The organism is Arenibacter palladensis (assembly GCF_900129275.1).
Taxonomy (GTDB): Bacteria; Bacteroidota; Bacteroidia; order Flavobacteriales; family Flavobacteriaceae; genus Arenibacter; species Arenibacter palladensis.
The window spans coordinates 3,795-24,614 of the sequence record NZ_FQUX01000002.1; the positions used below are offsets into that span (position 1 = coordinate 3,795).

The 20,820-nt window shown below is 37.5% G+C and carries 18 protein-coding genes; 8 read left to right on the forward strand and 10 right to left on the reverse strand.

Translation table 11 applies throughout. The annotated features are described in order from the left end of the window. From BUA60_RS23185 to BUA60_RS06105, 6 genes are all read left to right on the forward strand, one after another. On the forward strand, positions 1-319 hold a 319-nt coding region (locus tag BUA60_RS23185), incomplete at its 5' end, for a Dabb family protein (protein WP_218587907.1). A 33-nt stretch (positions 320-352) separates the two neighbouring features. Next, positions 353-1,546, forward strand: coding sequence for a Tm-1-like ATP-binding domain-containing protein (locus BUA60_RS06085; RefSeq protein WP_072860892.1), 1,194 nt, complete (start codon positions 353-355; stop codon positions 1,544-1,546). 281 nt (positions 1,547-1,827) lie between these two features. Further along, entirely contained in the window at positions 1,828-3,549 is a 1,722-nt protein-coding gene (locus BUA60_RS06090; RefSeq protein ID WP_072860893.1) for a purine-cytosine permease family protein, read from the forward strand. Then, on the forward strand, positions 3,549-5,033 hold the full coding sequence (locus BUA60_RS06095) for a mannitol dehydrogenase family protein (protein WP_072860894.1): 1,485 nt from the start codon (positions 3,549-3,551) through the stop codon (positions 5,031-5,033). The genes BUA60_RS06090 and BUA60_RS06095 overlap by 1 nt, the downstream gene beginning before the upstream one ends. Positions 5,034-5,408: 375 nt before the next feature. Continuing rightward, positions 5,409-6,056 (forward strand): adenylate/guanylate cyclase domain-containing protein, encoded by a 648-nt coding sequence (locus BUA60_RS06100; protein WP_143153135.1) that lies wholly within the window; start codon positions 5,409-5,411, stop codon positions 6,054-6,056. A 41-nt stretch (positions 6,057-6,097) separates the two neighbouring features. Next, a complete protein-coding gene (locus tag BUA60_RS06105; protein ID WP_072860896.1) occupies positions 6,098-6,673 on the forward strand; it encodes a helix-turn-helix domain-containing protein in 576 nt (191 codons plus the stop codon). Positions 6,674-6,944: 271 nt separating this feature from the next. Here BUA60_RS06105 and BUA60_RS06110 read toward each other — a convergent pair whose 3' ends face one another. Together BUA60_RS06110 and BUA60_RS06115 are read right to left on the reverse strand one after the other, a co-directional pair. After that, positions 6,945-8,285, reverse strand: a complete 1,341-nt coding sequence (locus tag BUA60_RS06110; RefSeq protein ID WP_178346971.1) for a sensor histidine kinase — start codon at positions 8,283-8,285, stop codon at positions 6,945-6,947. 348 nt (positions 8,286-8,633) lie between these two features. Continuing rightward, a complete protein-coding gene (locus tag BUA60_RS06115) occupies positions 8,634-9,230 on the reverse strand; it encodes a TetR/AcrR family transcriptional regulator (RefSeq protein ID WP_072860898.1) in 597 nt (198 codons plus the stop codon). Between the two features lie 71 nt (positions 9,231-9,301). Between BUA60_RS06115 and BUA60_RS06120 the strand changes: the two genes are divergently transcribed. Continuing rightward, positions 9,302-9,736 carry a cupin domain-containing protein gene (locus tag BUA60_RS06120; protein WP_072860899.1) on the forward strand — a complete coding sequence of 145 codons (435 nt, stop codon included), beginning with the start codon at positions 9,302-9,304 and terminating at the stop codon, positions 9,734-9,736. A gap of 360 nt (positions 9,737-10,096) precedes the next feature. Further along, positions 10,097-11,416 carry a prolyl oligopeptidase family serine peptidase gene (locus tag BUA60_RS06125; protein WP_178346972.1) on the forward strand — a complete coding sequence of 440 codons (1,320 nt, stop codon included), beginning with the start codon at positions 10,097-10,099 and terminating at the stop codon, positions 11,414-11,416. A 7-nt stretch (positions 11,417-11,423) separates the two neighbouring features. Here BUA60_RS06125 and BUA60_RS06130 read toward each other — a convergent pair whose 3' ends face one another. From BUA60_RS06130 to BUA60_RS06170, 8 genes are all read right to left on the reverse strand, one after another. After that, positions 11,424-11,726: a DUF1330 domain-containing protein gene (locus BUA60_RS06130; RefSeq protein ID WP_072860900.1), complete on the reverse strand. Its 303-nt coding sequence runs from the start codon at positions 11,724-11,726 to the stop codon at positions 11,424-11,426. Positions 11,727-11,833: 107 nt separating this feature from the next. Beyond that, on the reverse strand, positions 11,834-12,412 hold the full coding sequence (locus BUA60_RS06135) for a hypothetical protein (protein WP_143153136.1): 579 nt from the start codon (positions 12,410-12,412) through the stop codon (positions 11,834-11,836). A 174-nt stretch (positions 12,413-12,586) separates the two neighbouring features. Then, entirely contained in the window at positions 12,587-13,099 is a 513-nt protein-coding gene (locus BUA60_RS06140) for a hypothetical protein (protein WP_143153137.1), read from the reverse strand. 315 nt (positions 13,100-13,414) lie between these two features. Beyond that, positions 13,415-14,698 (reverse strand): DUF2130 domain-containing protein, encoded by a 1,284-nt coding sequence (locus BUA60_RS06145; protein ID WP_072860903.1) that lies wholly within the window; start codon positions 14,696-14,698, stop codon positions 13,415-13,417. A gap of 215 nt (positions 14,699-14,913) precedes the next feature. Then, positions 14,914-15,294 carry a hypothetical protein gene (locus BUA60_RS06150; RefSeq protein WP_072860904.1) on the reverse strand — a complete coding sequence of 127 codons (381 nt, stop codon included), beginning with the start codon at positions 15,292-15,294 and terminating at the stop codon, positions 14,914-14,916. Positions 15,295-15,461: 167 nt separating this feature from the next. Beyond that, entirely contained in the window at positions 15,462-17,858 is a 2,397-nt protein-coding gene (locus BUA60_RS06155) for an AAA family ATPase (protein ID WP_072860905.1), read from the reverse strand. A 180-nt stretch (positions 17,859-18,038) separates the two neighbouring features. Next, the gene (locus BUA60_RS06160; RefSeq protein ID WP_072860906.1) at positions 18,039-18,851 is read right to left on the reverse strand and encodes a hypothetical protein; all 813 of its coding nucleotides are present in this window, start codon (positions 18,849-18,851) and stop codon (positions 18,039-18,041) included. A gap of 439 nt (positions 18,852-19,290) precedes the next feature. After that, positions 19,291-20,355, reverse strand: coding sequence for a nuclease-related domain-containing protein (locus tag BUA60_RS06170; RefSeq protein WP_072860908.1), 1,065 nt, complete (start codon positions 20,353-20,355; stop codon positions 19,291-19,293). Positions 20,356-20,820: the final 465 nt, after the last annotated feature.

Sequence of the window (20,820 nt, forward strand, 5' to 3'; positions counted from 1 at the left end):
AAAACACAGAATTATGACCAGACATTACGGAATGTTCCAGTTCAAGGAAGGGATAAGCGAGGCCGAGATCGAGAATTGTTTTGCCACCATGCAGGCCATGGTAGGCAAGATACCGGGACTGTTGGAGATGGAGCACGGGCCCTATGACAGTACGGAAGGGCTGAACGATGGCTATACCCATGGCTTTATCATGAGCTTCGACAGCCCTGAATCCAGGGAGGCCTATCTTCCGCACCCCATACACGAGAAGGTCAAGGAATTGGTAGTACCAAAATTGGAGCGGGTAGTGGTGTTCGACTTCAACGTTCAACCAAAATAAAAGCTTGTGGCGATTTCCGATAAAAGCATAGTAATGTTGGGCTGCTTTGATACCAAGGGGGAGGATTTTTCCTATCTCCTAAAAAGTATCAAGGCGTTGGGCCAGCAAGTGATTACTATAAACACCGGGGTCATGGAGACTTCCGTTGATTTCCCCATCGATGTGGATCAGGACGCCGTGGCGAAAGCCTCGGGCACGAGCTTGGAGGCTATCCGAAAATCCAATGACCGGGGCAGGGCAGTGGAGCTGATGGGAAAAGGTGCCGCTTCCATCCTGGCGGACCTTGCTTCTAGTGACCGGATCAAGGGCGTCATCGGCATGGGCGGTGGCGGTGGAACCTATATCATCCTGGAGGCCATGCAGGCAGTGCCCTTGGGCATCCCCAAATTCTGCCTTAGCACGGTAGTGGCCAAGGACCTTTCCCGGCAGATAGGGGTCAAGGATATTACCCTGATGTCGTCGGTAGTGGACGTGGCCGGCCTCAACAGTATCAGTAGACTGTTGATACGACAGGCGGCATCGGCGATCACAGCCATGTCTGACACCAAGGTAGACGCCGCGGAGGAGACCCAAAGGAGCATCGCCATCAGTATGTTCGGAAACACGACCAAATGCGTGGACAAGTGCACCGAATTGTTAAGGGCCAAGGGCTACGAGGTCATGGCCTTCCATGCCACCGGAGTGGGCGGGGCCACCATGGAATCACTGATCCGTGAAGGGGTCTTTGATGCGGTGCTGGACGTTACCACCACCGAACTTGCCGATGAACTTTGCGGGGGCATTTTGAGCGCGGGCCCTGACCGATTGACGGCAGCCACGGAAATGGGGATCCCCCAGATCGTGGTACCAGGCTGCCTGGACATGGTAAATTTTGCACAAATGGACACGCTTCCCGAAAAGTACAGGTCGCGACAGCTCTATAGTTGGGCACCGGACGTGACCCTGATGCGGACCAATGTCAGCGAGAACGAAACCCTAGGGAAACAGTTGGTGGACAAGCTAATAGGGGCCAAGGCCCCTGTGGAGATCCTCCTGCCGCTAAAGGGCATATCGCAGATCGACAGCGAAGGGGATATTTTCTATGATCCCGAAGCGGATTCGGCCCTGTTCGGGGCCATCAAGGAAAGCGCCGACGGGCATGTGCCCGTCATGGAAGTAGACGCCCATATCAACGACGCTGCCTTTGCCAAGGCCTTGGTGGAGCGTTTGTTGAAACTAATGGAGTAAGTACCAATGCAGACAATAGTATTGCAGAAAAGTTGGGATAAGATCGATTCCAACCTTAACCATTAGAGTCCGTCCGATTCCTATTAAAACATTTTAGAGTGAATTATTAAGGGTTCCACAATATTGGAGCCCTTTTTGTTAATTTATTTAAAACTTAAGCCTCTAAATTTAATTATTATACATTGTAACCTTATATTGCAAACCGTCAAAAAGTTCATAATTGTGTATTGACCTTCTCACAATAAATAACCATAATACCATTACTATAACCACCACAAAATATGGATACGACCAAAGAATTTAAACAATTAAAAGACTTAAACGAGGAACAATTACCCGTTGCCAAACATAAGTTACATGATTGGACCCATTTTGCCGGACTATATGCCGCGGAGCACGTAGCGGCAACAGAGTTCGTCATTGGAGCTACCTTTGTTGCCCTTGGTGCAAAAACAATGGATATTTTATTGGGCCTATTGATCGGGAATGTATTGGCCGTTCTTAGTTGGACATTCATTACTTCTCCCATTGCAGTGGATACCCGTTTAAGCTTATATACCTATCTCAACAAGATTGCCGGGGATTCCATGACCAAACTCTATAATTGGGCCAATGTCATTATCTTTTCGGTCATATCTGCAGCTATGGTAACGGTTTCCGCTACCGCAGTTAGATTTGCCTTTGATATCCCTGCCCAACTCAATTGGTACCCTACCAATATGTGGTTTATTTTGATAGTATTGTGTGTGGGTATCGTGGTGGTTTCTATAGCGCTATACGGTTTTAACGCTGTTTCCGAATTTTCCGGTCTCTGCGCCCCATGGTTGTTCGTCATGTTCACCAGTGGTGCCATGGTGCTTTTACCAGCATTGTCCTTGGACGTTTTGGAAAAAACTTTACCCAATGGTTGGAACGATTTTATAAGTTTGGGCGATCAATCCATATGGACAGGAACGGATAGTGACGGGGAACCGGGAATAGGGTTGATAGAAGTCATCGGCTTTGCTTGGGCCGCCAATACCATTACCCATTTCGGGCTTATAGATATGGCGCTATTGCGTTTCGCCAAGAAAAAATCCTATGGTCTGGCTACCAGTACAGGCATGATGTTCGGGCATTACGTGGCCTGGATCGCTGCCGGTATTATGGGGGCGGGAACAGCAGTAATCCTAGGTAAGGCAATTGTAGAACTGGATCCAGGTGATGTTGCCTATTACGCCTTGGGTTGGTCAGGATTTGTCATCGTTATTGTTGCGGGATGGACCACGGCCATAACTAACCTCTATAGGGCTGGCTTGGCCGCTCAGGCCATTTTCTATAACCATTCCCGAAAAAAAACGACCATAGTAGTGGGAATGGTAACCATAGCCATAGCCTGCTTTCCGTTTGTATTTTCGCAAATACTTCCACTGCTTACCTATGCCGGTCTGTTGGTGGTACCGGTAGGGGCCATTGTATTTGCCGAACATCAAATCTTCCCCAGGATAGGATATACGCGTTATTGGTCTTCCTATCGCCAATTAACCTTTAGTACCCCTGCAGTTGCCTCTTGGGGCTTGGGCTTGGTATTTGGTTTTGGACTTAATGCACTTAATGTAATGTCCTTCTTTTACCTATTTATTCCCACTTGGATTTTCACTATCTTGGTATATACGTTTTTAGCGGGCCGTTATGGTGCCAAGAAGAAATATCCGGAGGCTGAACAGCAGGAACTAGTTAGGAATCAGGAAATTGCCAAGTTTCAAGAGCAACAGGCCAAAACAGAGGCCAAGCCCATTGTAGTTGTATCCTTATTTTCCAAGGTACTTAAAACCACAGCGATCATAGTCCTGGTCATCACCTTGGTGCTTGCCGCTGTAGTTTTATTTGGTAGTGACGATGAAAAAATGTACCTCGAAAATCGGGAAATATTTTACAGATATGCATTTATTTGCACCATCATTTATTTCGTGACGGCCTATTGGGCATTGCTACGTATAAAATCAAAAAAAGCTAAACTCTAATGAAAAATACGCTACTACTTAACCAGAAAAATTTGGCTCAATTGGGCAACCGTATTCCAGTTCCTACTTATGATCGCGATGCACAGAAAGTAGGATTGGTACATATTGGGGTAGGAGGGTTTCATAGAGCACATCAAGCTTTTTACACGCATAAGCTTATGGAAGGGTTCGGTGCCGAAGGCTGGAGTATTTGTGGCATAGGTTTACGCGAAGGGGATAGAAAAATACATGACGTACTTCAAAAACAAGACGAACTTTATACGCTTATCGTAAAACATCCCGATGGCAGGATAGAACCACAAATTATGGGTTCCATAAGCGATTTTAAACTGGGGGTGGATAAGACCGAGGCCGTTCTGGATATCATGGCAAGTCCCGACACAAAAATTGTATCCCTGACCATTACCGAAGGAGGTTATAATTTTAATCCCACCACTGGGGAATTTGATTTTGACAATCCGGACATCCAACATGAATTAAAACATCCCGATAGTCCTAAAACCGTATATGGATATTTAACGGCAGCTCTTAAAAAACGAAGGGATGCGGGCCTATCAGCGTTTACCGTTATGTCTTGCGACAATATTCAACACAATGGGGATGTTGCACGCAAGATGTTGTTAACTTTTGCCCGTAGCCAGGATATGGCCTTGGCCGAATGGATTGAAAAGGAAGTATGTTTTCCGAATAGTATGGTAGACCGTATAACCCCGGTTACAAGTCCATCGGACATTGAATATTTGGAGAAAACCCACGGCATAAATGATGAGTGGCCGGTAACTTGCGAGCCCTTTATACAATGGGTAATTGAGGATAAATTCTCGAATGGTCGTCCTGATTTCGAAAAGGTAGGGGTGCAGTTCGTACCCGATGTAAAACCATACGAAGAAATGAAACTCCGCCTATTGAATGCTGGACATTCCGTTCTGGGTATTCTAGGTGCCATTCACGGGCATAAAACCATCAATGCCTGTATGGAAGACCAAACTTTTGTTACCTACCTCAGGGCATTTATGGATAAAGAGGTAAGTCCGGTTTTGGAAGAAGTGAAGGGGATAGATCTTCATGAATACAAAAACAGTCTGCAAGAACGCTTTGCCAATCCCAACATCAAGGACAGTGTTAGCCGTATTTGTTCGGAAAGTTCTGCCAAATTGCCCAAATTTTTGATCCCGACCCTCCAAGAAAATTTATCGGGTAAAGGAAGCATTAAGTTGGCCACCTTGGTAATTGCCGCTTGGTGCTACTATAGTGATAAGGGACTCGATAAAAATGGACAACCGTTAGAAATAATAGACGCTATGGGTGTGCAGCTACAGCAGGCAGCCCAAAAGACGCAAACCGACCCACTGGCTTTTATTCGGCAGGAATCCCTGTTTGGAGATCTTATTAAGAACAAGCAATTCACAGACCTCTATGTAGATTTGGTACAGAAAATCTATGCTGATAATGATATTAAAAAGCTGATGCAAAGTCTGCTGTAGTAGAAGATTTTGCTGTGACGGCTGAAAATTGAATCAACCGAAATAATTATAACACAATTGCAATGTGCAGGGCTTGGATTTTAATAAAAAAACCCGATGAATTTAGGAGATCTTCGAGAAATAATTTATTGAAAATTAAGTTGTTAAGTTTAAAATAAGGAGTTAAAATAATTGTAACTTTATTAGTGAGACTCTATTTTAAGAAGTCGGTAAGACGCACTTAAAATTGCAAGTTGAACTAATCCCGCCTTTTTCGGCGGGATCTAGGTTCAATAGCTCGATCCTTGGGTCGATTCCTATTATTGGGTTCAGGGCCTGCCTTTGTCGGCAGACAGGCTTGCCCTGAGGGTTAATACTTTATATATACTAATTGGTATGGAAGAGGATATCTGCATTCTAATTTCCGACTTGTCTGGTTATACCGCTCTTACAGAAACGCATGGTGCTGTTTCGGCGGCAGATTTAATTGATAGGTATATAGCAATTGTGAAAGATTGTCTTGTGGGGGATACCCATATCCAGGAGCGCACAGGAGATGAATTGATGATTGTTTCAACCTCTGCCGATTTTTTACTTGCCACCGCGATGAATATAATTAACACTACATCCAAAGAACATAATTTTCTTCTGGTTCATGGTGGACTACATTACGGTAAGGTTTTAAAAAGGCATGATAGCTATTTTGGTTCTGCTATTAATCTTACTTCTAGAATTGCAGCCAAAGCAAACCCTGGTACTTATTGGTGTTCGGTAGAGTTTATCGAATCACTTTCTGATAAGCCTCAAAGTAATCTCAAATCAATGGGGAAACACAGCTTCAAAAATATAACGGGCCTTGTGGAATTGTATGAATTAAGCAACGAAAATATAAATTCGGTTTTTATAGATAGCGTTTGTAGAATGTTGATATTGGATACGAACCAAGCCATAAAGCATCCAACGCGGAACGATATATATTTTTGTTCGTCAAACTGTCTAGATATTTATTTAAGGAATCAATTGTCCAATATGGAAGTCAATTAAGGAAGACTATTTATCAAAGTATCTTATTTTAATTTACAATTATGGCCACTAATATATTGTTTGTAAAAAACATGGTATGTCATCGCTGCATACTTGCGGTTAGGGATATTTTGTTGGATTTATCCATATCGTTCGATCAAGTTAGTATTGGAGAAATTCACTTATCGGAAAGCCTTACCAAGGAACAAAATGAACTGCTGAGCACCAATCTCAATCAAATAGGGCTTCAATTGATTGATAATCGGATGAATGGGTTGGTTGAAAAAATAAAACAATTGGTAATAATGAAGGCGAGGAAGGAAGTTGGTCCAAATGAACATAAAATGAAGCTCTCTGTTTTTCTATCAGAACAGCTGCATCACGAATATACTTATTTAAGCAGTTTTTTTTCATCAGTGGAAGGCCGTACTATTGAAAATTATTTCATTGATCAACGCATTGAAAAAGTTAAGGAACTACTGGTATATAAAGAAATGACCTTGTCGGAAATAGCTTTTGAAATGGAGTATAGCAGCGTTGCCCATCTCTCCAACCAGTTTAAAAAAATTAGTGGACTAACTCCTTCCCATTTCAAACGCGTGGGTTCTAACAAGCGAAAATTGCTCGACCAGATATAAACCCAAAATTCTGTAAGTCTTTCCCAAAGTGATGTAAAATTTAAAGGCCATCCTGATGCTACCTTTGGCCTATAAAATTTTTAAAAACTAAAATCATGAAATCAGAATTAAAATTAAACAGCATTGCCCAAAACATTAAACAGAGTTGCGGAAAGCCAAATTGTACATGCGAAAACTGTAATTGCGGCAGTTCCTGTAATTGCAAGGGATGTAATTAAGCATTCTCCCTTTTTAACCAAATAGGCCGCTCAGGAAGACTTGGGCGGCTTATTTATTTTGGTGGATCAACGGTGGCTAAAGGCAAGGTAAATTTAAAATTACTCCCTTTTCCTACTTCACTTTCCACCCAAAGTTTGCCATTCAATTTTTCCACAAATTCCTTACAAAGTACCAAGCCCAGACCAGAGCCATTTTCGTTGGCCGTACCAGGTAAGGTAACATTGGTGGAAAGGTCGAAAATTTTACGAATGGTTTCTGCAGTCATACCAACCCCATTGTCGTTAATGGAAATTTCCACCTGCTGCCCATTGGCCGAGGTAACCACTTCTATATGCCCTCCGTAGTTGGTGAACTTTATGGCATTGGCAATGAGGTTTCGTAAAATGGTTCCCAAAATATTTTTGTCGGTAATTAATTCAATGTCATTGGAGGGGGAATATTTTAAGGAAATGTTTTTGGATTTTGCATTCGCCATTTTAAGGCCTATGATTTCTTGTATTACTTCAGAAAGTTGAATTTTTTCTGGACTGAAACCCAGTTCTCCGGTCTGTGATTTTGCCCAATTTAATAGATTGTCGAGTAAATTGAGGGTGTTTTTGGCAGTGGTATTTATCAGCTCGGTACATTTTTCAGATTCCGGATCGGCAGACTTCTTTACATTGTCCATGAGTATATCGGAAAGGCCTAGGATATTGATAAACGGACTCCTTAGGTCATGCGCAATAATGGAGAATAATTTATTTTGGGTTTGGTGTAAGGCTTCCAACTTACGTTTATCCTGTTCAATGATTTTATTCTTCCGTAGTATGGTCTTTTGATCTATTTCCTTTAAAAGCATTATAAAACCTATACTAATAGAACTAATTACAAGAATAGAAATTATTAAAAACCAGTTATTGAAAGTAGAATTTTGGAGGAAAACATAGGACTCGCCCAATTGGAATACCTTAAAAGCACGAAAAAGCTGGAATAAGGAATATAACAAGAGAACACCACTTAAAAGGATGGAAAATTTGTATTTCCTTTTATTTACGAACAGATAAAAAGCACCAATAGCATAGAAAAATGAACAGGAAACAATTCTTATAATACTTATAATGGTGAAGTTATCTTCAAATAACAAAATGGCGGCATAAAATAGAAGACCGGAAACAATAAATAACCGCAAAAGTTTTTTTCGGACTTTTCCATCAAAAGAAATAAGTCCAAAGGATGTCAATGCAAAACAGGCCACTAAAAAGAAATTGTTTAAACGCAAGGTAAGCAAGGGTGGTAAAACATCCCTATTGCCATAGAGAATAATGGCACTGGTCTGTAACGTAATACCCAGTGCAACCAGCAACAAATACCATTGTTTGTGATGATAAAAATATTGATAGATGAACAGTGCCATGATAAATAAATTGTTCAGGGCAAGAAAAAACAATATCGAGGGGTAGTCTAATGTCATTGCTCTTACATCATTATATTTTGATAAAGATTAAAAAAAATCGCTCAATATTCTGCTTTTTTAAGGTTTTTTGGAAACTAAAATGGTTTTATGTTGAAAATAATTCATAGTGGGCTGGGTATAAGTAGGGTAGTGGATTATGAATTATGCTTTACATCCAATTGATTTTCGTGAAGTTGCGATGTATTTACGGGTCCATCCCTTGGACCTAAGGGATCCATTGTTTTTGGCCCACTTCCCTACAACTTTTGGAGGATACCCAATGAATGGGTTAATTATTGTTCAAACGATTTACTTTGTTTCTTTACCATCAAAGAAACCTTTTAAGACTAACTTCATTCCCCAATTCATTAGTTCTTTAAATTCTTGGTTATCCAATCCAGAGACGTCCTTGGCAACAATAAGAGGTTCTATTCCCATTAAGATGGCCAGAAGGTGCACTAAATCTTTTTTTTCCTTGGGTCTTATGTCGGATTTCATCAAAGCGAGCTGTAGTGTCCTGTTCCGTCTTGCACCACGTTTCTTTTCAGAAGCCGATGTCAGTACCGCGCTCAAATATTTTCTAAAAGCATTTTCATTGTTTACCGCGTGCTCATTGTAATAATTTTGGATACCCATTAGCATATCATTTAGCGAACAGTCCTTAAGATCTTCAATGATGTCTTCAGGAGTTTTGGTACCAATGTCTATTCCTACCTCATAGGAGAGGATTTCTAAATTGGGGTAATATCTATAAATGGTGGCCCTGGAAATTTCGGCATTATTGGCAACATCTTCGAGATTAAAATCTATTCCCTTACGGACCAATTGTTTGGCACTTTCAAGGATTTTATGCCTTGTTTCCAACTTTTGGTTAATTCTCCCGGTTTGGATGTAATCCTTTTTCATGAGACAAATATCTTATAAAATTTGCTGAAGTCAAAATTATATTTTATATTTATGAGACAAAAATCTCATATATGAAAAATGGATATTCAAAATGGGTAGTAGGACATAAGATAACTACTCACGATACTACGGGAAATTACGATTTAGCGGTTATAGAAACCCCTGCAAAGGTACAAGGTCCACCACCACATACCCACCAATCCTACAATGAATCATTTATGGTCATTGATGGCGAAGTACAATTTTTTATTGATGGGGAAATAAAGACTTTAAGGGCTGGAGAAGTCATAGACATTCCGCCCAATACCTTACATACCTTTGAAAATGTGAGCAATAAACCATCCAAGCTGATCAACATTCACAGTCCCAAGGGATTTAGGGGATTCTTTGAAGAGATGGGAATATCGGAAGAAGAAAAGGATGCCCAAATGAAATCCGTGGCCCCAGAGATGGTAGAAAAGGTAATTCAATCGGCAGCTAGTTTTGACATGCATATTAAAATGTAAATGATTCAAAGCTTATTGCCACCAGCTGGAAGCACCACTATTTAAATGATTAGTGGTAGCACCCAAAGCAATAGGCTTGGAGCTTTGGTAGTGTAAAATTATACCTTCATTTTACCCAAGTCGTTTTAGATTTCTAAGCGTACAACCCTATGACTCCCCGCAGGTTAGGGCCATGTCATCTCTACTACGGAAGTGGATGGACATTACTACTTACTTTTAAGATGTACTCCACAGTATTCAATACCGGAAAATGATTTTCCGGCACAACAGCCCGCCAACCCCTCAACACTCCAGAACTAACGGTATCAAATAATTGGAAATAATTGGTAACTTTAGACGTCCCACGAATTATTTTAGAAAATGAAAAAAACCAACACTACGGATACCGAAATCCAAGGTTCCAGAAGAGCCTTTATTTCCAAGACCGCACTGGCTACAGTGGCCTTGCCACTCTTGCCCGGCACCATGAGCGCCACATTCAACAATATAGTACCAACCACAAATCATATCCCAATGAATAAAGATATCCCAAAAAGCCTTATTGGCCAATACGGCCCATGGCTGGCTTCGCAAATGCAAGATCCTCCCAAGCTGTCCTTCCGGAACGACCTTTGGTCCAAAATAGAGGATTGGAAACCGAGCGCCCATGCCAAGGCCCAGGAACAGATTGCAGAGCCTTTGATAAAAGATGCCATACCCGTTACCATTAAAAGGACATACAGTTATGACGGACTTCACATAGAGGAACTTACCTGGAAATTGCCCTATGGAAGACCTGTGGAAGCCATATTTTTAAAACCCCAAAACAGTACAGGCAAATTGCCCGCCATTTTGGCCCTGCACGACCATGCCGGCAAAAAATACTTTGGCAAAAGAAAGATCACCAAGACTTCGGATACCCAGCACCCGCTTATAGAAGCCCACCAAAAAAGAGATTACGAGGGTAGGGCATGGGCCAACGAGATCGCCAAAAGGGGCTATGCCGTTTTGGTACATGATGCCTTTTCCTTTGCAAGCCGGCGGGTGTACTATGAAGATATGGCCGGTATTGAATGGGGAGCGTTGAAAGCGGAAGACCGTACAGATGAAAATGCCGAAGATGTCAGGAATATAGAAGCCTATAACGAATGGGCCGGCCACCATGAACACCTTATGGCAAAATCCCTATTGTCCGCCGGTACCACCTACCCCGGGATGGTATTGGCCGAAGACCGTATTGCCTTGGATATTCTCAGTGCCAGAAAGGACGTGGATGCGGAGCGTATTGGTTGCGGTGGACTCTCGGGCGGGGGACTGCGGACTGTTTATTTGGGAGGTATGGATGCTCGGATAAAATGTGCCGTATGCGTAGGATTTATGAGCACTTGGAAAGATTTTTTATTGAACAAGGCCTATACCCACACCTGGATGACCTATACCCCGAGCTTGGCAAATTATCTGGATTTTCCTGAAATTTTGGGGCTGCGGGTACCCCTTCCTACCATGGTGCAGAGCAATAACCATGACCAATTGTATACCCTGCCCGAAATGAAAAAAGCCGATGGCATACTCGCCACGGTCTTTTCAAAAGCTGGCCATGCGGAAAAGTATAAAGGAAAATTTTATGATGGCGGACATAAGTTTGATGTCCGGATGCAAACCGATGCTTTTGATTGGTTTGATGCCTGGTTGGGGAAATAAGCAACTACTATAATTTAGTTCCCTGGATTAAAATGGAAGATTGGATCGACTTTTCTTTTAAGTGCAGGAACTTTTTACGCTCCTCGTCTTGTTTAAAATTGTCAAAATCTTCTAAGGTATTAAACTCCACCAAATGAATTTCATAAGGTTTCTCCATATTTTTTTCAATGATGGATTCCTCTGTGGGTCTTATTCTTAGTGTAAGTCTACCATTATATTTTAAAATGGTGGGAATGGCTATATCCTCAAACTGATGAAATATTTCTTCCTGTCCGGCTATAACGTAAATAAGTTGTGTTATGTAGATCATAGTATGAGTGAATTTATTCAGTGTTGTTTTTGGGGTGGCTAGAAATAATAATACACCAAGAGGGGAGGACCAGTACTTTTAATTGGTTTCGTTGATGTTCTGCTATTTTATTTTTTCAGCCCTAGCTCTTTAATAAGTCTGTTTATTTTTTCTGTGGGGTCATAAGCTCCCTCGCCAAAAGGATAAGTTCCGAACTCCAATTTGTATGTCCTGCCCAAATATAATTCGAACTGGTCTAAATTTATATAGCCATCATTATAGGCTTGAAATAGAGCAGTAAAAAAGCTTTTTCTTTTATCTACATCCGTAGAGTGGTGGATAACAATCCAAGGTGCCATGGCAGCCGCCCTGGTGACAGAATCCGAACTTGGATATCCAAATTCCTTTAGGTATAATTCAATTTTTTCTAAGTTAAGCGCATCTATTGATTCCATTTTGGAATTAAAACTCTTTACCTCTGGGGAATCTAGCCCATATTTTAAAACTAAACCCGAGCTTTGACTATCTCTTATATCTTGGTCTGCCTGAAATATTTTTTTCAAATAGTCATTCTTTTGACCTATTGTTTTTAATGCAGCTATTTCCTCGTTAATGGGAAGGGGATTTTCCGAAGCCTGATCTTTACAGCCCAGGGAGCACAATGCTAAACATAGAAGTATACTTTTTAAGTAAATTATTTTTATCATTTCGCCCAGTGTTTTAGTTGTGAGTAGTACGGGGCCATGATTACCGCTTTCATGTAAATAAGTTGTGTTATGTAGATCATAGTATAAGTGAATTTATTCAGTGTAGTTTTTGGAGTGAATTATAAATAACAATAATGCAAAAGGGGAGGACTAGTACTTTTTATGTGAAATGAGTTAGACACAGTATTTTTTTCTTAATTCCGCAGCTTCTTTGTCCGTACTATAGCCATGTAACAAAAGGCCCTCAGTACAATTTATTCTTTTTTCTACAATTTGTTTTAATACAAAACTTTTATATTCATTGGTTTTTTTAAAACGATATGGAACCAGTTTAATCAATTTTTTTGGATCAATATTTATTAACTTTTCGCTTTTAACCAACTTAAAAATAGTGTTTTCCAGTTCTTTGGTGTGAAGCTCATTCTCTAGTTTAAAATTAAATTTATAAGTATCTGAATTCGTAACCAAAAGAATATAATTTTTTATCCCTAGGCTTTTTCTTTCAATGGGATGTCTATAAGTCAAATTAATTCTTTCTCCATAATAAGCATCTATTCCAAATTGAATTTCGATGAGTTCCGAGTAGTTAAAATTCTTTGAATAATCGATGATAACCCCGTCATCATTAAATTCTATATGGCCATCCTTTTTCGATTCAATTCGTTCAAAATCGTAAAATTGATACAAGATTGAGCTTATTAATAGGATTAGCGCCACCAAAAAAAACGGCCATAACAAATCTTGAATGTTCTCAAAAAGTGGCAATTCTTTGTTTAGAATTATTAAAATAAATACAAAACCAAAAATTAAAAAACCTGACCAAAATAACTGGTTGGTAACGGAAAGTCTACTTCCTAATATCTTATATTTATATGCGGTAAATCTCAATTTTGTATCATTATGGCCTAGGTTTAATCAAAGACCAATAGGGTAGGTAGGTCTTTAATCTTAGCTGGAGCCTTTGTTTTTTGCCTACTATGCTTTTAATGTGGGTGATTTTTATTATTCTATTTCAGACCTATCCGAAAGTGCATCAAACTTTGCTTTCATGGTGGGATTACCGTGGGTCAATTTTTTTATGGTTAGATCATCCGCTTTATTATTCGCCAGGCGTAGGTTGTTCTCCGATGATAACAGTGCATCTTTTGTTTTTTGAAGATGACTAATTGTTTTATCTATTTCATCAATGGCAGTTTTGAATTTACGACTTGCCAAATCGTAGTTATATGCAAAACCTTTTCTAAAGGCATCAATTTTCTCCTCAAAATTGGTAATATCCACATTTTGATTTCTCATCAAATTTAGTTCTGCTTTGTACTTCAAGGAATTCATAGCTGCATTACGTAGCAGTGTTATTATTGGTATGAAGAATTGAGGCCGTACTACATACATTTTTTCAAATCTATGTGAAACATCAACTATTCCGGTATTATAAAATTCATTTTCCGATTCCAAGAGCGATACTAAAACGGCATATTCGCAATTCTTATCCTTACGGTCCTTGTCCAGTTTGGCAAAGAAATCCTCGTTTCTTTTTTTTGTAGCAGTTTCGTCATTTTCATTTTTCATCTCGAACATAATGGAAATGATTTCATTACCGGTATCATCAGTTTCTTTATAGATAAAATCGCCCTTATTGCCAGTTTTGGAATCATTGTCTTTTTCAAAGTAGGCGTTTTGAAAAGCGGTTGCTCTCAGTTTGTTGAATTCCGTTTCACAATGTTGTTCCAAGGTTTCGCCAACCATTTTCGTTGAAAGTTTCTGTTTAAAGTCTTTTAAACGAGCAATTTCATCGTCTTTCATTTTGATTGTTTCATCCTTTGCGATAAGTCTGTTACTAAACTGTTCCTTAATCGACTTTTCAAGTAACTGTGTCTCGGTTTCTTTAATCTTCAAATTATTAGCAAGATTATCACGTTCTTTTTCAATGATTTTAACCGCCTCTGAGACCGACAGTTTTTTATCCATTTCTGCATTTTGGATTCTGGATTTCATTTCAGCGATTTCCGCTTCTTTTTTTGCCAACTTATCAGCTAGATCGGCATCACTGTTAGCTTTTAGGAGTGTTAGCTCATTATCTTTTTTGGCAAGTTGTTCTTGTAATGAGTTTCTAATGTTAGCCTCTGCAAGCTTAACGGCACTTTCCTTTTCCTTCTCTGCAAGAGCTAGTCGGTTATTAAGTTCTTCCTCAAATTGATGGTCTCTAACTTGTTTAAGTATATCGGCAAATCCGGCCTCATCGACTTTAAAAGCCTTTTTACAATTTGGACATATTATTTCGTTCATGTTTTGACTGTTTAAACGGCATGAGCTATGAGTAGTGCGGGAGGGGAGAGGCACTGTCCCTTCCTGTACGCACCAAGCAAAAGCTCTAGGTTTTCTTTTTTCTTTTTTATCTCAAAAGCAAAATCGGAAAGATTTTGCGACTTTATAAATATAGGCAAAACTAGGGATAGGAGACCAGGCCCGTATTACTTCATAGGTTTTGTTGGGCCCTGGCATTATTTTTTCATTGATGCAAAGGCATAGTCAAATTCCGCCTTTCGTTCTCCGTTCACGTTATGATACATAATTGTAGTCCCATTAATTTTTTCACTTCTGGAATGCAACCCCTTAGCAATATTGAAATCCGGATTTAATTCGGTTTGATGTGCGCAAAGAATCGTTACATAACTTGAGTCGGGATATTGAATTAGCTCAACAAAACCATGATAATTGACGTTGTGGGACTCGGTATTCACCCATCCACTCGGTAGTTTAAATGATTTCGATTTACCGAGACAATCTTCAATAGTATATTCACTAAATGTGAATACTTTTTGGGAATAATTGCATGACAAAAATGTTAGTGATAGCACGGAGGCTAGAAATTTAAATTTCATAAATGTTGGGTTGTAGTAAAAGGCTTGTGCCTAACGGTCTAGTATAAGAATAGTAGCGGATTTTTACGCACTAACTTTTCGGTTAAACACAGACCTTTTTTATATTTACTTACTTTCGTTTTAGGGATTAAACCGCTATTATTTTTATACATTGTTGTAGCCAGTACTTATTCCTCCGCTGTATTTAATTCGTTTATCATTTGGAAATGTATACCATCAAAAAAATCAATTATTGACAAGCAGTCTTTTGAAATTGAATCTAATGTCTGGTTAGCTATAAAATTGGTGTTTTCAAGCTGTTGCATATTCCCGTGTGAAAAATTATCGCAAACATTGTTAATCATTTGAAGCTTATCCTTTATGTTTTCATTGGTTATAGAATCCACGGTCATTAATGGTAATGAGCTAAAGTCAATATAATCTTTAATGAAATCATCCAATCCAGGAGATTGGTTTACGTTTTTTGCTCTGGTTAATTTAGCATACTTGAAACTGAAAAAAGTTTCTAAAACTCTTCTTATATAATTTGGTAAATATTTCCTTGCTTCATCATAGTTTTTATCATTCTCTTCTATAAAAGAACTTATACTTTCAATCATATAATAATAAGGAGTCTGAAAGTTTTGCAAACTCTTAGGTAAAATGTCAATATTTCCATTAGAAATGAGATAACAACTTTTTCCTTTTCGAAATGATGGGTAAATGTATTTCAGAAAGAAGAAATTATGGCTTAGTATGAATAATTGCTTATAATCATGAAACGTGTCGTAAATTAAAGATGCAGTGTTATAAATACGATTATCATCGAGACTTGAAATAGGGTCGTCTATTACAATGATTGTCTGACTAGGATTCTTGGTTTCAATTGTAACTTTACTTAAAAAATAAGAAAAAGCTAGGGCTGTTTTTTCTCCTTCGCTTAATGTGTTCCTTAAGCGTGATTTAATCTGAGATTGAGATTTATACTTTACAAGAATATTATCTCCTTCACTTTCTTCATTTAAATCAATTGTAAAGTGATTTATACCAAGTCTAATCAAAAACTCACCGACCTTTTTAGCTTCAAGCTTTAAATCTTTGAGCCTTTGAACTTTTTCTTCCTGTAATACTTCAATTTCTTTTTCTGTTTTAATTCGTAATTCACAATTTGAATGGTACTTTTCAACTCCGTTTAATTTAGAGTTTAGACTCTTATAAACTAATGATTTATAGATGCCTCTAATAGTAGATTCTATCTCGCTTGGAGATTTAATCTTTGATAATAAATTTTCTTTTAAGGATTCAACATATGAACTTAATTCTTCCATCACTTGATTGTGATTCATTAGACGAGTTCTAATATCAGAGAAATCGAAAGTTATGTTTTTATTAGAATTGTTTTTCTTTTTATTCAATCCGTCTTTTATCTCACTCAGCAATCTTTCAAGTTCAATTGTTGTAAACTCGCTTGGACTATGATTGATAAAATCAGAATATTTAATATATAGTTTTAAAAGCTTTTCGTAATTCGTATTGGTTTCTTTAATTGTTTTGATTTGCTGTTCTATTAAAGAAATCTGTTCGTCAATTTTGGTAATAAAAACCTCATATTCTTTATCGAAATACGCAGAAAATGAGTTGACTAAATCAATATAAGAATCATTTATATTTGAATCGCAAAGAGGGCATTTTTTGTTTTGAATAGAGCTAATCTTTTTGAACAACTCATTACCAAATTTATACCATGGTTCAACTTTTCTAACATCATCTTCTTCTACAATTTCTTGGTAATCTGATATTTTCTTTGTCAAAGAATCTGTTGCTATTTTAGACACAGAATCCTGAAACACTTTATTAATATCAGATTTAAGAATTTTAATCTGAGGAAAAGTCAATTGAGAAAAGCTTTGAATATCTTCTTCAAGGCTTTTTTGATTTTTTGAAAGTTTATGCTCTTTAATTTTAAGATTTAGTTTCTCTTGTAACTGTTCTACAGAATCAGTAGGAACAGAACTTGCATCAGGTAACTTTTTATCTATTGATAATTGTTTGTTTGCGAAATGCTTTCTGAAATCTGAGTTATAATCCTTTTTTATTTGAGAGAAGTCCTCTTCAGCTTTTTTAATTTTTTTATTAATTCCTTTTATTATTTCTTCCTTAGTTTCAATATTATCGGTAATTTTCTTTATTTCAGGGTCATTAAGTTCTGTAGAAGAAACATTGAATTTTTTCAGATTTCCTTTAGTTCCATCATAAACATGGTCAGAAATAAAATTGGAATTAAAAACAAATACATTCCTATTATTTTGGCTTTCAGTAGGTGGATATGTAAGTTTTTGATTGTTTCCAGTAGCTATTTTTATTTTACTAGAATCATGATTTTTTAAATCTTGAAATAATTCCTTTTTCTTGTCCTCAGAGTAGTTAGATTTTGAAGTTACTAAGTTGAAAATATTTGATAAAGAAGTTTTTCCCGAACCATTAAAGCCAAATATGAAGTTGTATTTTTGAAATTCAGGGATATCATTCCATTGAAAAGAATCAAAGCAACTAATTTTTTCAATGTGTTCTATATTCTTTATCATACGTTCAATTTAGTAGGATGTCTTTTTTTTGTATTAGCTACAACGTTTATGTATAAGAATAGTTGCGGGTTTGTATGCGAGGATTTTCCGAAGGAAAATCAGACGTTACAAACACGCAACGACCTTTGATTAAGCACTAAACCGCAATTATTTTTATACGGTGTTGGCATTTCGTATTTTTTAATTTAGTTGCGTATTAGTATTGTTTTTAATTTCTGCTGCTATGTCGGGTCTTTTTTTTACAATAATTTCATCAAATATTTTTTGAATAAATGGAGCAACCCAATATTGAGATTCCTCTTCTGGGGACAATCCTAAATCTAATGAATCAACATAATCGCTAGACATAAAATAATGATCATTAAGATAAAAGATATATGCAAAATGTTGAATGAATAAAGATTCTAAAAAGTACGAGAATAAATCCAAATGTTTTATTCTTTCTGGATTATGAATCTCATTGTCATTAAGCATTACATTATGATAGAAATTATAATGAGTATTGTCATTACATTTCTCTCTCACTTTTTTATATCTATCGTCTTTTTTTAATAAATCGCTGATTGGCTTTAGTTTTGGAGATTCCTTAATGTAGCGTGAAATAATTCTAAATTCAGGAATTGTCTCAGTTCCGTTTATCCAATTATCAATTTGTTCAACAATTAAGTTGTCAATGCTAAAATTATTATTAAGGTATAAGTTTGTGTAGACATTTATTAGTGTAGAGTCAAAATACTTTCTTAATAAAGCATAAGCATCATTTATTCTTCCTTTACTTAAAATTTCAGAAATTGAATCGATTGTACCTTTGGTAGACGAATAAGTATAGGTGTCTAAATTCAGAATGGCTTTTGTTCCTTGTGAAGTCCAATTCATTATGGAATATGACAAAGAATTATAAAATTCTGAATAAGATTTTAGTTCATCAAAAACTTTATGTTCAGTGTATTCTTTTCCTAATTGTTCTTCTATACTTATACCTTTAAATTCCATGATTTATTATGAGTGAGTCTATATGAATGCCAACAATTGTATATCATCATTGATGATATACTACTTATAGCAAACTATAGAACCGCTAGACAGTACCTAAATACATCCTAATGTCCTATAATTCTTATTAATCCAATAAAATTTTCTGTGTTGGGCAGCGGGGGGAGTACTACAACCAGGGATTTGTTTCTAACCTTCTAAGTTAGCAAATATTGGTTTTGGTATTCACCAAATCGATAAAGTCCAAATATATCCGTTGTATGGTATTTCTTGGTGGTCCTGGGGTGGGGGTGGTACCGGTAACAAAAATCCAATCTTTGGGTATAAGGTTTACAGTATCTTATAAGATTCAAAAGATTGTGCAGACTTCCAAAATACAGAACCCTTTGAATTAAGCACGAGGGCCGTATTGTTTTTAGATTGTGTTGGAGATATTTTGTTAGTTTCCTTTTCTGAGTAATGAGTTTGCAACACTTTCTACCTCGCTATTGGAAAGAATAGGGTCAAAGTACTCTAAGTAACTGTTAAGTTCTTTCAACAGCTTAATCTTAACATATTTGAATTCTTCCTTGGGTTTTGAGTGAATCATAACAATTATGCTTCTTATGGGTATCTGTTTAGTTCCCCAGTGGTGTTTATCCAAGCGGATTTTATTGTTTGCCACTACAAACAACGCATAATTTGTTCTTATAATTTGATCAACAGGAGATCTTAGATCGAAGGAATTAATTGATTTCTTGCTCCAGTTCTTCGTCTCTAATATGAATATACCTGCTTGCGAGACAAGTAGATGATCAAGCTGAATAGAGTATATTCTATCGTTAGTTTTCCTGTTATAGACTGGATGCCTAAATTTTAGATTATAATCATTTATAAGTGCATAATTATCTGACAATTTTCCTATTTCTTTTTCAACTAAGCTTTCTCCAACTGCCCCAGCTATTAAGGGCCTTAGTTCATCAATTGCCTTTCTAGCATGTTCAAGCTGATTAATTTCGGGTTTGCTTCGTTCATATATTACCTTTTGCTTGTTTTCTGATAAGTAAGTAAGACTATTGGAATCATGATATATTTCTTTCTGAATATCTCTAATAGAACTATTAATGATCAACTCATAGTTATCTGTTAAATACAAAATCTTTTTATTAAGCTTCCTAATTTTAAAGAACAAAATCACCTTGATAAGAAAAAAAGCACTGCTTCTCTTCTTTTCTAAATTCTCTTTACTCTTCTTATAATTCTCAATGCTCGCATCTAATCTTCCAATCTCATTGTTCCTTACTAATTCAAGCCTATTTCCGTTATCCCTTATTCTTTCGGACTTTTGTTTTATCTCTTCAATTAAGGAATTCTCTTGGGACTCTAATACTATTTGTTTCTCCTTTGAGAACTCTTTGCAAAACCTATTAATATCTCCAACAGAACTGAATCTCGTGATATTCCTTTTGTTCAATTCAGCCTTTAAAGTTTTTAGAGACTCAACTTGGCCGATTATTCTTGCCATGATGGTTAGGTTAGATATTATTGTCAACAATTGGATATAGCTATTAACTATAAACCTATTTTAAAAACTACAAGTCAACCAAACAGCACTTAAATACTTGCTAGTGTCCTATAATTCATATTAATCCAATAAAATTTTCTGTGTTGGGCAGCGGGGGGAGTACTACAACCAGGAATTTGTTTCTAACCTTCTAAGTTAGCAAATATTGGTCTTGGCATTTGGTTTATCGATAAAGAGCGGAATTAACCGTTGTATGGTGTTTTTTGCTTAACTGGCAATTGGCTATTCTCAGCGGTATACCAAGATGTATATTAAGTGGCAGATCATTATGGAATGCCAGGAAGATTACATTTAGCGTTTATGTGTAGCGTCAGCCGTGCATATAGGTGCCTAACGTATTAAAATTAGAACATACGAGAGGATAATCCGTCCTAGCACACTTTTGGGCGTGGAAGGATTTTCAGA

Bases quoted from the DNA above. Each gene is read 5' to 3' on its own strand.
- BUA60_RS06090 (WP_072860893.1), top strand. From the start codon at position 1,828: ATGGATACGACCAAAGAATTTAAACAATTAAAAGACTTAAACGAGGAA.
- BUA60_RS06170 (WP_072860908.1), bottom strand. From the start codon at position 20,355: ATGGCAAGAATAATCGGCCAAGTTGAGTCTCTAAAAACTTTAAAGGCT.
- BUA60_RS06100 (WP_143153135.1), top strand. From the start codon at position 5,409: ATGGAAGAGGATATCTGCATTCTAATTTCCGACTTGTCTGGTTATACC.
- BUA60_RS06145 (WP_072860903.1), bottom strand. From the start codon at position 14,698: ATGAACGAAATAATATGTCCAAATTGTAAAAAGGCTTTTAAAGTCGAT.
- BUA60_RS06125 (WP_178346972.1), top strand. From the start codon at position 10,097: ATGAAAAAAACCAACACTACGGATACCGAAATCCAAGGTTCCAGAAGA.
- BUA60_RS06110 (WP_178346971.1), bottom strand. From the start codon at position 8,285: ATGGCACTGTTCATCTATCAATATTTTTATCATCACAAACAATGGTAT.
- BUA60_RS06160 (WP_072860906.1), bottom strand. From the start codon at position 18,851: ATGGAATTTAAAGGTATAAGTATAGAAGAACAATTAGGAAAAGAATAC.
- BUA60_RS06120 (WP_072860899.1), top strand. From the start codon at position 9,302: ATGAAAAATGGATATTCAAAATGGGTAGTAGGACATAAGATAACTACT.
- BUA60_RS06105 (WP_072860896.1), top strand. From the start codon at position 6,098: ATGGCCACTAATATATTGTTTGTAAAAAACATGGTATGTCATCGCTGC.
- BUA60_RS06115 (WP_072860898.1), bottom strand. From the start codon at position 9,230: ATGAAAAAGGATTACATCCAAACCGGGAGAATTAACCAAAAGTTGGAA.
- BUA60_RS06150 (WP_072860904.1), bottom strand. From the start codon at position 15,294: ATGAAATTTAAATTTCTAGCCTCCGTGCTATCACTAACATTTTTGTCA.
- BUA60_RS06155 (WP_072860905.1), bottom strand. From the start codon at position 17,858: ATGATAAAGAATATAGAACACATTGAAAAAATTAGTTGCTTTGATTCT.
- BUA60_RS06130 (WP_072860900.1), bottom strand. From the start codon at position 11,726: ATGATCTACATAACACAACTTATTTACGTTATAGCCGGACAGGAAGAA.
- BUA60_RS06085 (WP_072860892.1), top strand. From the start codon at position 353: ATGTTGGGCTGCTTTGATACCAAGGGGGAGGATTTTTCCTATCTCCTA.
- BUA60_RS06095 (WP_072860894.1), top strand. From the start codon at position 3,549: ATGAAAAATACGCTACTACTTAACCAGAAAAATTTGGCTCAATTGGGC.
- BUA60_RS06135 (WP_143153136.1), bottom strand. From the start codon at position 12,412: ATGATAAAAATAATTTACTTAAAAAGTATACTTCTATGTTTAGCATTG.